This is a genomic window from Salmonella sp. 32020114201800008SM (genome assembly GCF_017572025.1).
GTDB lineage: Bacteria > Pseudomonadota > Gammaproteobacteria > Enterobacterales > Enterobacteriaceae > Salmonella > Salmonella enterica.
This window is the reverse complement of sequence record NZ_JAGEQM010000011.1, coordinates 16,562-30,246: the sequence shown is the minus strand read 5'-3', so window position 1 is coordinate 30,246 and position 13,685 is coordinate 16,562. Positions and strand designations below refer to the sequence as shown.

The window sequence follows — 13,685 nt, the reverse complement described above, 5'->3', positions numbered from 1 at the left end:
ATCAGGAGAAATAATTTAGCAAGGTAGTAATCACCGTTCGTTGATCGACGGGCGCAAGGTTATAAAACAGCGGCAGACGCAACAAACGTTCGCTCTCTTTTGTGGTGTAGACATCGTCCCCGATAAACTCGCCGAATTTATCGCCCGCCGGACAATCATGCAGCGGAATGTAATGGAATACCGCCATGATTTCCGCCTCTTTCAGGAAATTAATCAGCGCGCTGCGATCGGCGATATCCCGCAGTTTGATGTAAAACATGTGGGCATTATGCCCGCAGTTTTCCGGAATAGAAGGCAGCTCGATACGCCCGGCGCGCGCCAGCGGCGTTAACGCATCGTAGTAAGTCTGCCACAGCGACAGACGCTGTTGATTGATACGATCGGCGGCCTCCAGTTGCGCCCACAGATAGGCAGCCTGCAGATCGGACATCAAATAACTGGAGCCGATATCCCGCCAGGTGTATTTGTCCACCTGACCACGGAAGAACTGGCTACGGTTGGTGCCTTTTTCGCGGATGATCTCCGCGCGTTCAATTAGCGTACGATCGTTGATCAGCGTCGCGCCGCCTTCGCCGCCAGCGGTGTAATTTTTGGTTTCATGGAAGCTAAAACAGCCGATGTGACCGATCGTCCCTAATGCGCGCCCTTTGTACGTGGACATCACACCCTGGGCGGCATCCTCGACAACGAACAGATTATACTTATCCGCCAGCGCCATGATGACGTCCATTTCACAAGCGACGCCAGCGTAGTGTACCGGCACGATAGCGCGGGTTTTATCAGTAATCGCCGCCTCAATCAGCGTTTCGTCAATATTCATCGTATCCGGACGAATATCGACAAACACAATTTTCGCGCCGCGCAGGACAAAAGCGTTAGCAGTGGAGACAAACGTAAAGCTCGGCATGATCACTTCATCGCCGGGCTGAATATCCAACAACAGAGCCGCCATCTCCAGCGATGCGGTACAGGAAGGCGTTAGCAACACCTTCGCGCTGCCGAAATGTTGCTCCAGCCACTGCTGGCAACGACGCGTAAAGCCGCCGTCGCCGCACAGTTTGCCGCTGCTCATTGCAGACTGCATGTATTCGAGTTCGGTTCCCACCACCGGTGGCGCATTAAAAGGAATCATGTTGTCACCTGTATAACCAGTACGCAGTGCTTTCGATGTTGGCACCGCTTTGTATGTAACGTTTAAGCGCGGCGGTGTTGCCCAACTGGGTCGCCACCCGCAATGTTGCTTTGCCGCGACTCTGCGCCCAACAGATCGCCGCCTGCATAAGTTCCGCTCCCGCGCCGCGTCCGGCCAACAGGCCAATGCGCGCGTCGGTATCATTCAATTCCCGCAGCGAGACGTAACCGCGGATAGCGCCTGTCTCCGTGCGAAGCACCAGGCATTGGTGATCAAACGTGCCGCGTACCGCATTCTCAATCCACTGGGCGTAAAAACGGGCGCTGGCGTCGGGCGCATACCACGGCGCGCGAAAACGACTCTGCGTAAACGCCTCTCCGGCCAACTGACGCAAAGCAGGAATGTCCGTAAGGTGTGCAATTTCCGCGCCATGCTGGTCGCGATGCCCTTTTACCGGCAACGCAAAATCCACCTCGCCTTCAACCAAAGAGAATCCCAGCGATTGCAACGCCGACAGCCAGGCGATGTTTTCAGCCGGCACTTTTACCTGCACGCGTTGCCACGCCTGCAGCGCTTCTGGCGTTAATTCGGGCGCTGAGGCATCGATACGCACAATGCCGCTATTCACGCCAAAAAACGTATTTTCCCAGAGTAACGGTTCAATACTGGCGCGGACGGGCACGGAGCAACTCCAGTAAATATTGGCCATAGCCGGTTTTTTCAAGCTGACTGGCGGCGCGTTTCAAACCATCATCATCCAACCAGCCGTTGCGCCAGGCAATCTCCTCCAGACAGGCAATTTTGAAGCCCTGGCGCTTTTCCACCGTCTGCACAAAAGTGCTCGCCTCAATCAGACTGTCGTGGGTGCCCGTATCCAGCCAGGCGAAGCCGCGGCCCAGCAGTTCAACGGTCAGCTTACCTTCCTCCAGATACATCTGGTTGATAGAAGTGATCTCCAGCTCGCCACGCCCGGACGGTTTCACGCGCTTCGCATACTCGACGACCTTGCTGTCATAGAAATAGAGGCCGGTGACCGCCCAGTTAGATTTAGGCTGTTTCGGCTTTTCTTCCAACGAGAGCGCGCGAAAATCATCGTCAAACTCCACGACGCCAAAGCGTTCCGGGTCCATGACCTGATAGCCAAATACTGTGGCACCTTCGGTACGCGCCGCGACCTGACGGAGTTTGGGGCTAAAGCCCTGACCAAAAAAGATATTGTCGCCCAATACCAGGCATGAGGGTTCACCGTTGAGGAACGTTTCGCCAATGATAAAGGCCTGCGCCAGCCCATCCGGGCTGGGCTGCTCGGCATAATGTAAATCGATACCGAATGCTGCGCCGTCGCCCAACAAACGCTGAAAGTCGCGTTTATCCTCCGGCGTGGTGATGATCAAGATCTCACGAATGCCCGCCAGCATTAGCACCGATAACGGATAGTAAATCATCGGTTTGTCGTAGACGGGCAGAAGCTGCTTTGATACGCCGCGCGTAATGGGATGCAACCGGGTACCGGAACCTCCCGCCAGAATGATGCCTTTCATTCGTTTCTCCTCCAGGAGTAAGAACCTGTCGTTTAGCGTTTCAGTCCTAAGCGTTCGCCCTGATAACTGCCATCCTGCACGGGTTTCCACCAGGCCTCATTGGCGAGATACCACTGAACGGTTTTTCGCATCCCGCTTTCGAAGGTTTCCTGCGGCGTCCAGCCCAGCTCGCGGGCGATTTTCGACGCGTCGATGGCATAGCGTAAGTCATGGCCGGGTCGATCGTCGACGAAGGTAATCAGATCGTGATAATTCGCCACACCCTGCGGTTTTTGCGGGGCCAGTTCCTCCAACAGAGCGCAGATCGTCCTGACCACATCCAGATTTTTACGTTCGTTATGACCGCCGATATTATACGTTTCGCCCACCGCACCGTTCGTCACCACGTGATACAACGCACGGGCATGATCCTCTACATACAGCCAGTCGCGAATTTGCTGACCGTTGCCATAGACCGGCAATGGTTTACCCGCCAGCGCGTTCAGAATCATCAGCGGGATCAGTTTTTCCGGGAAATGGTAGGGCCCGTAGTTATTAGAGCAGTTGGTGACAAGCGTAGGCAGACCGTAGGTACGTAACCAGGCGCGTACCAGATGGTCGCTGCTGGCTTTGGAGGCGGAATAAGGACTGCTTGGCGCATATGGCGTGGTTTCGGTGAAGAAATCGTCTGCAGTATGCAGATCGCCATACACTTCATCGGTGGAGATATGGTGGAAGCGGAACGCCGCTTTAGCATCCGCGCCAAGCGCGGACCAGTAAGCGCGAGCGGCTTCCAGCAAGGTGTAAGTACCAACGATATTCGTTTCAATAAACGCCGCCGGGCCGTCGATGGAACGGTCTACATGGCTTTCCGCCGCCAGGTGCATCACGCTATCGGGCTGATACTGCTGGAAAACTCGCTCCAGTGATGCCCGATCGCAGATATCCACCTTCTCAAAGGCGAAACGGTCGCTTTGCGCCACCGACGCCAGAGACATCAGGTTGCCCGCATAGGTGAGTTTATCCACCACCACCACCGCGTCTGCCGTTTCATGGATGATATGCCGCACCACCGCAGATCCGATAAAGCCTGCGCCGCCGGTCACCAGAATGCGTTTCATCAGCGCCAGACCCCTTTGGTATCAACCACATAACGTTGATGAACCGCATCGCCGGGAATCGCTTTAAATTCGTCGTGATCGACCAGCATCACCAGCACATCGGCGGCGGCCAGCGCCGCGTCCAGTTTCGCCAGCGTGCAAAGTCCGTCCAATTTTTTCGGCAACTGACGGATATTCGGTTCGACGACCAGGGTTTCGCCGCTGTGCCAGCGGGCGATACTTTGCGCGATCCCCATCGCCGGGCTTTCGCGCAGATCGTCGATATTCGGCTTAAAGGCCAGCCCAAAACAGGCGATTTTCACTTCGCTGGCGCGTTTATCGGTGGCCGCCAGGCAATCTGCGACCGCGGCTTTTACCTGATCGACCACCCAGTGCGGTTTGCCGTCATTCACTTCACGCGCGGTGCGAATCAGTCTCGCCTGCTGCGGATTTTGCGCCACAATAAACCACGGATCGACCGCAATGCAGTGCCCGCCAACGCCTGGGCCCGGCTGCAAAATATTGACGCGCGGATGGCGGTTCGCCAGGCGGATCAATTCCCAGACGTTAATCCCCTGTTCGGCGCAAATCAGCGACAATTCATTCGCAAAGGCGATATTCACATCACGGAAGCTATTTTCCGTCAGCTTGCACATCTCTGCGGTGCGCGAGTTGGTGACAACGCATTCGCCCTCAAGGAAAATTTTGTACAGCGCGCTGGCGCGAGCCGAACATACTGGCGTCATACCGCCAATCACGCGGTCATTTTTAATGAGTTCCACCATCACCTGACCCGGCAGCACACGCTCCGGACAATAGGCGATATTCACGTCGGCCTGCTCGCCCGCCTGCTGGGGAAAGGTCAGATCCGGGCGCATCCCGGCCAGCCAGCCAGCCATTTGCTCCGTTGCGCCGACCGGCGATGTTGATTCCAGAATCACCAGTGCCCCTTTTTTTAATACCGGCGCAATGGATTTCGCCGCGGCTTCCACATAGGCCATATCAGGGTCGTGATCGCCTTTGAATGGCGTCGGCACGGCAATCAGGTACGCATCGGCCTCAACAGGTGTCGTCGTCGCACGCAGAAAGCCGCCTTCCACCGCCATCTTCACCACATTGCCCAACGCCGGCTCCACGATGTGAATTTCACCGCGATTTATGGTGTCTACCGCATGTTGGTTGATATCCACGCCGATAACCTGCTTCTGGCGGGAAGCAAAAGCGGCCGCAGTCGGTAATCCGATATACCCCAGCCCAATAACAGAAATGGTCGTAAAACTCATAACGATACCCGATAACTTTTTAACGCCTGTAAAATGCGCGCGCATGATTGCCCGTCACCATAAGGATTATGGGCGCGGCTCATGGTTTGATATTCATTTTCGTCGTGCAGCAGACGCATAACTTCCGCCACAATGCGCCGGGAGTCCGTGCCGATCAGTCTTACCGTACCAGCGGTAATGGCTTCCGGACGCTCTGTGGTTTCACGCATGACCAATACCGGCTTACCTAATGACGGCGCTTCTTCCTGAATACCGCCGGAATCGGTCAGAATGAGCCAGGCGTGATTCATCAGCCAGACAAAAGGTAAGTAGTCCTGCGGCTCAATCAGTACCACGTTTTCAACATGGCCGAGGATACGGTTGACAGGTTCGCTGACGTTGGGATTGAGATGCACCGGATAGACAATTTGCACATTCTGGTTCGCGGCGGCGATTTCCGCCAGCGCCTGGCAGATATGCTCAAAGCCCTGACCAAAGCTTTCACGCCGATGACCGGTCACCAAAATCATCTTCTTATTCGCGTTGAGGAAAGGATACTGCTCGGCCAGTTCAGCCTGTAATGTATCGCTCGTCAGAACGCGATCGCGTACCCAGATCAGCGCGTCGATAACGGTATTGCCAGTGACAAAAATGCGCTCATCCGGAATGTTCTCCCGCAACAGATTCTGCCGCGAGTTTTCCGTCGGCGCAAAGTGGTACATCGCCAGATGTCCGGTCAGCGTGCGGTTTGCCTCTTCCGGCCAGGGGGAATAGAGATCGCCGGTTCGCAACCCGGCTTCTACGTGCCCTACCGGAATTCGTTGATAGAAAGCCGCCAGGCTGGTAGCAATCGTAGTGGTGGTATCTCCATGAACCAGCACCACATCAGGTTTAAAATCTGCCAGGATCGGCTTTAATCCCTCCAGAATTCGGCAGGTAATTTCCGTCAACCCCTGTCCCGGCTGCATAATGTTGAGATCGAAATCAGGCACAATAGAAAAAAGAGTTAATACCTGATCAAGCATCTCCCGATGCTGCGCAGTAACGCATACTTTGGCCTCGAAATGAGGATCTTTTTCCAGCGCATGGACCAGAGGCGCCATCTTAATGGCCTCCGGTCGTGTACCAAATACAGTCAGTACTTTCACATCGATTCTCTTCGAATAGACAGTAGGGGCCCAGCCCCCTACTGCAGAGGTGTTGCTAAATCGTGCGGCGACGGGTTAAGGCAACGCCCGCACCGATTAGCGCCCCAACGATACCCCACATAATCATCAGGAAGGCTCGGCGTGGGCTATCACGTTTTACCGGTTCTTCCGGCGTACGCAAATAACGATAGGTCTGAAAACGAGGGTCCAGGGTCGGCCCCACATTAAGCGTATTCAACATTGCCCGATTTTGAAAGTAGTCCAAATCGAACGCAGGGCCAACCGCTTGCAGATTTTCAAGACGCGCCTGCAACATAGGGCGACCGAGTAAAAAAAGCTCTGAGTCCGGTAATTCATCTGCCGGGACATCCGTCGCGCTACGAGAAATATTATGTTGTTCCGCAATTTTGAGCGCCTGCTCAATACTGTTTACACGACGTGAATAGATCGCTTTCGCAACCTCTTCCTGCCGTTTGACCTGGGCTTTCATCTGCACGGTACGCGCAGCCCAGGCACCTTTTAATTCATCATTCAGATGGCTCGCCGCCCGCTGGCTGGCGAATGCGACATACTGACGCAGCAGATTATTGGCGTCCGGCGCAGTTTCAGCAATCAGCTTCACATTGTCGTTGATGGCGCGTGTAAAATCGCCGGGCGTAAACTGTATGTTATTGATCAGTTCATCAAGCATTGCCGCATCAGCTTTGCTATTCCCGACCATTCGCTGCTTGTAATAGTCCGTCTGTAACCAGAAATCGCGACGCGTATCCCAGGAGGCAAGTTGCATGATGAACTCTTTATACGCTTCATCCATCACCGAGGGCTTATCGGAAGAAGAGGGATCGGTCTTAATATCCAGGTTGCGCAGAAACTGCTGCTGGGAGTAATAACCGCCCAACATATTTACGGTTGGGCGATCGGTGATCGCCGTCGCACTCCACTCCTGACGAGCAAAAAAGGTATAGGCTAACGCGATAAGGGCAAATAGCAGGCCAATGCCGATAATCCAGAATTTGCCAGCCCATAAAGTACGAAACAACCCGCGAATATCCAGTTCATTTTCAGCGCTCACCGCGCGTGCCCCCGGTAATGGTTGTGTCATCGTATCCTCATTTACTTGGTTAAGTTTGGCCGGTTCTTACGGTGCCTGCGCAGGCGACGCTTCACACGCTTAATAAATCTCGCCACCTTCCAGGCCCGCTTAATGCAGTAGCCATAGAGGAAGAATGCTAGCAAAAAGAGCACCAACATAACCCATTCAGGAACAAAATGAGAATATTCTGCCGCTACGCCGACTCCCGCCAGAATGGCGGCGGCAAGCGTAATCAGTACAAACGCCTGACGAGAGGTAAATCCGGCGCGCATGATAAGATGGTGAATGTGCTGACGATCAGGGGAAAAGGGACTCATTCCTTTACGCAGACGGCGATACATAATCGCCACCATATCCATCAGCGGGATAGCGATAATCCATAGCGCGGTAACCGGACTGATAGGGTGAGTTTTCCCCTGCGTCGTTTCCAGTAAGATCCAGATAACGGTAAAACCAATCAGAGTACTACCGGCATCGCCCATAAAGACTTTATAACGCCGCCCCAAAATACCGAGATTAAGCATAATGTAAGGCAGAATCGCGGCAATCATGGCGAAGCACCATATTGCCAGGCTGGTTTGACCGTCAAACCATAAAATCAGCCCCATCGCCGCGAATGAGACGCTGGATAGCCCGCCCAACAGGCCGTCAATACCGTCCACCATATTGAAAGCGTTGATCGCCGCCCATACGGCAAACAGAGTAAGGAAATAGCCGAAGGGACCGAGCACCATCTCCCAGGAGCCAAAGATATAGCCGAGGCTGCTAAGATAGAGCTTACCGAATACCATCATAATGATACCGATCGCGGCCTGTATGGTCGCACGGATCTTTACGCTGATATCAAAACGGTCGTCCAGCGCACCGATAAGAACCAGTACGCCCGCACAAGAAAGATAAAGCGACGCATGAGGAATATAGTGGTCAACAATTCCGAATGTGAAGCAAATCCCTGCGTAAACCGAAATCCCTCCAACCAACGGTATCAGCCCCTGGTGGCGTTTACGAAAGTTGGGTTTATCCACTAAACCGATTTTTTTTGCGACCTTACGCGCAAAAAACAGGAACAGTGTCGTGAATAAAAAAATACTGATGAGATCAGTACTCACGGTCAGTAAATTCACAATGCGTGCTCTCAGATAAAATTAGTACCAGAAGTATAACCATGAAGACCTTTATTCAGAAGGGAAACCCTGCTCTGAATCAGGCAGAATTGTTTAAATATCAACCACACGATACCGATAACGAATAGAGGGCGAAGCCCTGACCCGGTTTATCATCATTTTGTAAATGTGTCGTTAAGATTACAGATATAAAACAAAAACGCCACGTAAAAACGTGGCGTTTTCAGGTAAAGACCAGGTTATGAGCGCTTCATCATCTCGAAAAAGTCGTCATTAGTTTTGGTCATCGCCAGTTTGTTAATGAGGAATTCCATCGCGTCAATTTCACCCATCGGATGGATGATTTTACGCAGGATCCACATTTTCTGCAGCTCTTCCTGAGTGGTGAGCAGCTCTTCTTTACGGGTACCGGAACGGTTGTAGTCGATAGCCGGGAAGACACGTTTTTCAGCAATCTTACGCGAGAGATGCAGCTCCATGTTACCGGTGCCTTTAAACTCTTCGTAGATAACTTCGTCCATCTTGGAACCGGTATCGATTAGCGCCGTCGCGATGATAGTCAGGCTACCGCCCTCTTCCACGTTACGCGCCGCGCCGAAGAAACGCTTCGGCCGATGCAGGGCGTTAGCGTCCACACCACCGGTCAATACTTTACCGGAAGCCGGCACCACGGTGTTGTAGGCACGCGCCAGACGGGTGATGGAGTCGAGCAGGATGATAACGTCTTTCTTGTGTTCAACCAGACGTTTCGCCTTCTCGATAACCATTTCGGCAACCTGAACGTGGCGGGATGCCGGTTCGTCAAAGGTAGAAGCAACCACTTCGCCTTTCACCAGACGCTGCATCTCGGTTACTTCTTCCGGACGTTCGTCAATCAGCAGCACCATCAGCACGCAGTCCGGGTGGTTATACGCGATGCTCTGCGCGATGTTCTGCAGCAGCATGGTTTTACCCGCTTTCGGCGGCGCGACAATCAGACCGCGCTGGCCGCGACCGATCGGCGAAGCCAGATCCAGAACGCGCGCCGTTAAGTCTTCGGTAGAACCGTTACCACGCTCCATACGCAGACGAGAGTTTGCGTGCAGCGGGGTTAAGTTCTCAAAGAGGATTTTGTTACGGGCGTTTTCCGGTTTGTCGTAGTTAACTTCGTTAACTTTCAACAGCGCAAAATAGCGCTCACCTTCTTTCGGCGGGCGAATCTTACCAGAAATGGTATCACCAGTGCGGAGGTTGAAACGGCGGATTTGGCTGGGGGAAACGTAGATATCATCAGGACCGGCGAGGTAGGAGCTGTCTGCAGAACGGAGGAAACCAAATCCATCCTGCAATATCTCCAGCACACCGTCGCCAAAGATATCTTCGCCACTCTTTGCGTGCTGCTTCAGGATGGCAAAAATAATGTCCTGCTTGCGCATACGGGCCAGGTTTTCCAGCCCCATACTTTCGCCGAGAGTGATCAGCTCAGAAACCGGCGTATTCTTTAATTCGGTAAGATTCATAATGGTGTGAGTTCTTAAACTTGGGGTAAATCTCGAACTTAATGTTGTGAATGGTATGGCAGGGTCATCCATGCCTGTTTACGGCTATCAACTCATGTCTGTTCGCTGTCTGGTCACAGGAAAGTACGCAGAACTGAAACGACAAGACGGAATGAGCGAAGAGCCAGGAATCTTTCCACTTCTCGTGCGAGAAAAAACGGGAAGTGACGGATAAAACCAGATTCAAACTTAATAAGGTATGTTTAATTCGAAGTCAATACTAACTTAGCACGACTCAGACCGGGCGTCCAGAGATCCTGACAATTTAAGAATAACGTAAGGACAACAGACGCCACGAAACTGCCTGATACCTTAATCATTCGTCGAATGACAGACGCCTGACCATACAGCACCTTTGTCATTCGACGTATAAAAGGTATTACGCCAGATTGGCGTCGAGAAACTCTTTCAACTGACCTTTAGACAGTGCGCCTACTTTGGTTGCCGCCACTTCGCCGTTTTTAAACAGCAGCAGAGTCGGAATACCGCGGATGCCATATTTAGGCGCAGTACCTGGGTTCTGGTCAATGTTCAGTTTGGCAACGGTCAATTTGCCCTGATATTCGTCAGCGATTTCATCCAGAATCGGAGCGATCATTTTACACGGCCCGCACCACTCTGCCCAGAAATCAACGAGGATAGCCCCGTCCGCTTTGAGTACATCCGTGTCAAAACTGTCGTCAGTCAGGTGAATAATTTTATCGCTCATATATAACTCCACAGGAATAAGCCTGGCGTGTTGGTGTAGCATTAACCAACGAGGTGCTGATGTTAACTTCGCCAACAAAGGTTGACTTTATTTCACCGGATACGCTTTCGTAAAGCAATAGTAAGCTGATATTCTACCACACTATGAGCAAAACACATTTAACAGAACAGAAGTTTTCCGACTTCGCCCTGCACCCACAGGTGGTTGAAGCCCTTGAAAAAAAAGGGTTTTATAATTGTACGCCCATTCAGGCACTGGCCCTTCCGCTAACGCTGGCGGGTCGTGACGTTGCAGGGCAGGCGCAAACCGGTACCGGGAAAACGATGGCGTTTCTGACGTCAACGTTTCATTATTTACTTTCTCATCCCGCGATCGACGATCGCAAGGTGAACCAGCCGCGCGCGCTGATCATGGCGCCGACGCGTGAATTAGCCGTACAAATTCACGCAGACGCGGAGCCGTTGGCGCAAGCGACAGGCTTAAAATTAGGCCTGGCTTACGGCGGCGATGGTTACGACAAGCAGCTTAAAGTGCTGGAAAGCGGCGTTGATATTCTTATTGGTACGACGGGCCGACTGATCGACTACGCCAAACAAAACCACATTAACCTCGGCGCCATTCAGGTCGTCGTACTCGATGAAGCCGATCGCATGTACGATTTGGGCTTTATTAAAGATATCCGCTGGCTGTTCCGTCGTATGCCGCCGGCTGCGCAGCGTCTGAACATGTTGTTCTCCGCCACCCTGTCTTATCGGGTTCGCGAGCTGGCGTTTGAACAGATGAACAACGCCGAATATGTTGAAGTGGAACCGGAGCAAAAGACCGGCCACCGCATTAAAGAAGAGCTTTTCTACCCCTCTAATGAAGAGAAAATGCGTTTACTGCAAACGCTGATCGAAGAAGAGTGGCCGGATCGCGCCATTATTTTCGCCAACACCAAGCATCGTTGCGAAGATATCTGGGGACATCTGGCGGCAGATGGCCATCGTGTTGGTCTGCTGACCGGCGACGTCGCGCAGAAAAAGCGCCTGCGGATTCTGGATGAGTTCACCCGCGGCGATCTGGATATTCTTGTGGCGACCGATGTCGCGGCGCGCGGGTTGCATATACCCGCCGTAACGCACGTCTTTAACTACGATCTGCCAGACGATTGTGAAGACTATGTTCACCGTATCGGTCGTACCGGTCGCGCTGGCGCCAGCGGACATTCTATCAGCCTGGCTTGCGAAGAGTATGCGCTGAATCTGCCCGCCATTGAGAGCTATATCGGCCACTCGATTCCGGTCAGCAAATACAATCCGGAAGCGCTCATGAACGATCTGCCCAAGCCGTTGCGCCTGACGCGTGCGCGTCCTGGCAATGGTCCGCGCCGCGCTGGCGCTCCGCGTAATCGTCGTCGTTCAGGTTAAGAAAAGTTATGCCATACACAAAATCATTTAGCCTGTATCAAGGCGGCAAGAAAACAAATCCCGATGAGCGTACTTTAGTAAATGATTCAGGGGAGTGTACGCAGCCAACACGGATACAGGTTGAAGGATGAAGTGTATGAATTCCACCTCGTTGTATGCCGCCATTGATCTCGGTTCCAATAGTTTTCATATGCTGGTCGTGCGCGAGGCGGCGGGAAGCATCCAGACGCTGACCCGAATAAAACGCAAGGTGCGTCTGGCCGCGGGTCTGAACAACGACAACCACCTTTCAGCCGAAGCGATGGAACGCGGCTGGCAATGTCTGCGCCTGTTTGCTGAACGTTTGCAGGATATTCCGCAGCCGCAAATCCGCGTGGTTGCCACCGCAACATTGCGTCTCGCCGTCAATGCGGGTGAATTTATCGCGAAAGCGCAGACTATCCTTGGTTGTCCGGTGCAGGTTATCAGCGGCGAAGAAGAGGCGCGGCTGATTTATCAGGGGGTCGCTCATACCACCGGCGGCGCAGATCAGCGACTGGTGGTGGATATCGGCGGCGCCAGCACTGAACTGGTTACCGGCACTGGCGCGCAAACCACGTCGCTATTTAGCCTGTCGATGGGCTGCGTAACGTGGCTTGAACGCTATTTTAGCGATCGTAATCTGGCGCAAGAAAACTTTGATGATGCGGAGAAGGCCGCGCGCGATGTACTGCGTCCGGTCGCCGATGAACTGCGTTTTCATGGCTGGAAGGTCTGCGTGGGTGCCTCCGGCACCGTACAGGCATTGCAGGAAATCATGATGGCGCAGGGGATGGACGAGCGCATTACGCTCGCCAAACTGCAGCAGCTAAAACAACGCGCGATACAGTGCGGGCGTCTGGAAGAGCTGGAAATCGAAGGCCTGACGCTGGAGCGCGCGCTGGTTTTCCCAAGCGGGCTGGCTATTCTAATCGCGATATTTACCGAGCTGAACATCCAGAGCATGACGCTGGCAGGCGGCGCGTTACGCGAAGGGCTGGTGTATGGGATGTTGCATCTGGCGGTAGATCAGGATATCCGCAGCCGCACGCTGCGAAACATTCAGCGTCGGTTTATCGTCGATACCGATCAGGCAAATCGTGTGGCGAAGCTGGCAGATAACTTCCTCAAACAGGTAGAAAATGCCTGGCATATTGAACCTATCAGTCGTGAACTGTTGCTTAGCGCTTGCCAGTTGCATGAGATCGGTCTGAGCGTTGATTTTAAACAGGCGCCCTATCATGCCGCCTATTTAGTACGCCATTTGGATCTGCCTGGCTATACGCCCGCGCAGAAAAAGTTGCTCGCCACCCTCTTACTGAATCAGACCAATCCGGTCGATCTCTCTTCGCTTCATCAGCAAAACGCGGTACCGCCCCGTGTTGCGGAACAGCTATGCCGTTTGCTGCGACTGGCGATTCTTTTTGCCGGTCGCCGTCGTGACGATCTGGTACCAGAAATTACGCTACAGGCGCTAAATGAAAATCTGACGTTAACCTTGCCTGGCGACTGGCTGGCGCATCACCCGCTGGGTAAAGAGTTGATTGATCAGGAAAGCCAGTGGCAAAGCTATGTACACTGGCCGCTGGACGTTCGCTAACCGTAGTCTGATTGCCGGATGACGCTTCGCTT

General features: G+C 53.2%; 13 protein-coding genes. 2 read left to right on the top strand and 11 right to left on the bottom strand.

Annotation, left to right across the window (positions count from 1 at the left end):
• Position 1: 1 nt before the first annotated feature.
• The 11 genes from rffA to trxA all read right to left on the bottom strand — a co-directional run bounded on the left by rffA (position 2) and on the right by trxA (position 10,626).
• Positions 2-1,132, bottom strand: coding sequence for a dTDP-4-amino-4,6-dideoxygalactose transaminase (gene rffA, locus J4613_RS21125; RefSeq protein ID WP_000612080.1), 1,131 nt, complete (start codon positions 1,130-1,132; stop codon positions 2-4).
• 4 nt (positions 1,133-1,136) lie between these two features.
• The gene (rffC, locus tag J4613_RS21120; protein WP_001145156.1) at positions 1,137-1,814 is read right to left on the bottom strand and encodes a dTDP-4-amino-4,6-dideoxy-D-galactose acyltransferase; all 678 of its coding nucleotides are present in this window, start codon (positions 1,812-1,814) and stop codon (positions 1,137-1,139) included.
• Positions 1,792-2,673, bottom strand: a complete 882-nt coding sequence (gene rfbA / locus J4613_RS21115; protein ID WP_000676077.1) for a glucose-1-phosphate thymidylyltransferase RfbA — start codon at positions 2,671-2,673, stop codon at positions 1,792-1,794. The genes rffC and rfbA overlap by 23 nt, the downstream gene beginning before the upstream one ends.
• Before the next feature lie 32 nt (positions 2,674-2,705).
• Entirely contained in the window at positions 2,706-3,773 is a 1,068-nt protein-coding gene (gene rffG, locus J4613_RS21110; protein ID WP_000822147.1) for a dTDP-glucose 4,6-dehydratase, read from the bottom strand.
• On the bottom strand, positions 3,773-5,035 hold the full coding sequence (wecC, locus tag J4613_RS21105) for a UDP-N-acetyl-D-mannosamine dehydrogenase (RefSeq protein WP_000011236.1): 1,263 nt from the start codon (positions 5,033-5,035) through the stop codon (positions 3,773-3,775). Before wecC ends, rffG begins: the two co-directional genes overlap by 1 nt.
• Complete coding sequence (gene wecB, locus J4613_RS21100) at positions 5,032-6,162, bottom strand: UDP-N-acetylglucosamine 2-epimerase (non-hydrolyzing) (RefSeq protein ID WP_000866676.1); 1,131 nt, start codon at positions 6,160-6,162, stop codon at positions 5,032-5,034. The genes wecC and wecB overlap by 4 nt, the downstream gene beginning before the upstream one ends.
• 55 nt (positions 6,163-6,217) lie before the next feature.
• On the bottom strand, positions 6,218-7,264 hold the full coding sequence (gene wzzE / locus J4613_RS21095; RefSeq protein WP_000193417.1) for an ECA polysaccharide chain length modulation protein: 1,047 nt from the start codon (positions 7,262-7,264) through the stop codon (positions 6,218-6,220).
• 11 nt (positions 7,265-7,275) lie between these two features.
• Positions 7,276-8,379, bottom strand: a complete 1,104-nt coding sequence (gene wecA, locus J4613_RS21090; protein WP_001050948.1) for a UDP-N-acetylglucosamine--undecaprenyl-phosphate N-acetylglucosaminephosphotransferase — start codon at positions 8,377-8,379, stop codon at positions 7,276-7,278.
• 239 nt (positions 8,380-8,618) lie between these two features.
• Positions 8,619-9,878, bottom strand: coding sequence for a transcription termination factor Rho (rho, locus tag J4613_RS21085; RefSeq protein ID WP_001054532.1), 1,260 nt, complete (start codon positions 9,876-9,878; stop codon positions 8,619-8,621).
• Between the two features lie 87 nt (positions 9,879-9,965).
• Positions 9,966-10,049: a rho operon leader peptide gene (locus J4613_RS21080; RefSeq protein WP_134820045.1), complete on the bottom strand. Its 84-nt coding sequence runs from the start codon at positions 10,047-10,049 to the stop codon at positions 9,966-9,968.
• A gap of 247 nt (positions 10,050-10,296) precedes the next feature.
• Complete coding sequence (trxA, locus tag J4613_RS21075; protein ID WP_001280776.1) at positions 10,297-10,626, bottom strand: thioredoxin TrxA; 330 nt, start codon at positions 10,624-10,626, stop codon at positions 10,297-10,299.
• 143 nt (positions 10,627-10,769) lie between these two features.
• Between trxA and rhlB the strand changes: the two genes are divergently transcribed.
• Together rhlB and gppA are read left to right on the top strand one after the other, a co-directional pair.
• Positions 10,770-12,035, top strand: coding sequence for an ATP-dependent RNA helicase RhlB (gene rhlB, locus J4613_RS21070; protein WP_000047524.1), 1,266 nt, complete (start codon positions 10,770-10,772; stop codon positions 12,033-12,035).
• 136 nt (positions 12,036-12,171) lie between these two features.
• Positions 12,172-13,653 carry a guanosine-5'-triphosphate,3'-diphosphate diphosphatase gene (gene gppA, locus J4613_RS21065; protein WP_001089447.1) on the top strand — a complete coding sequence of 494 codons (1,482 nt, stop codon included), beginning with the start codon at positions 12,172-12,174 and terminating at the stop codon, positions 13,651-13,653.
• Positions 13,654-13,685: the final 32 nt, after the last annotated feature.

Bases quoted from the DNA above. Each gene is read 5' to 3' on its own strand.
- wecC (WP_000011236.1), bottom strand. From the start codon at position 5,035: ATGAGTTTTACGACCATTTCTGTTATTGGGCTGGGGTATATCGGATTA.
- rffG (WP_000822147.1), bottom strand. From the start codon at position 3,773: ATGAAACGCATTCTGGTGACCGGCGGCGCAGGCTTTATCGGATCTGCG.
- rhlB (WP_000047524.1), top strand. From the start codon at position 10,770: ATGAGCAAAACACATTTAACAGAACAGAAGTTTTCCGACTTCGCCCTG.
- gppA (WP_001089447.1), top strand. From the start codon at position 12,172: ATGAATTCCACCTCGTTGTATGCCGCCATTGATCTCGGTTCCAATAGT.
- rho (WP_001054532.1), bottom strand. From the start codon at position 9,878: ATGAATCTTACCGAATTAAAGAATACGCCGGTTTCTGAGCTGATCACT.
- rfbA (WP_000676077.1), bottom strand. From the start codon at position 2,673: ATGAAAGGCATCATTCTGGCGGGAGGTTCCGGTACCCGGTTGCATCCC.
- wzzE (WP_000193417.1), bottom strand. From the start codon at position 7,264: ATGACACAACCATTACCGGGGGCACGCGCGGTGAGCGCTGAAAATGAA.
- trxA (WP_001280776.1), bottom strand. From the start codon at position 10,626: ATGAGCGATAAAATTATTCACCTGACTGACGACAGTTTTGACACGGAT.
- rffA (WP_000612080.1), bottom strand. From the start codon at position 1,132: ATGATTCCTTTTAATGCGCCACCGGTGGTGGGAACCGAACTCGAATAC.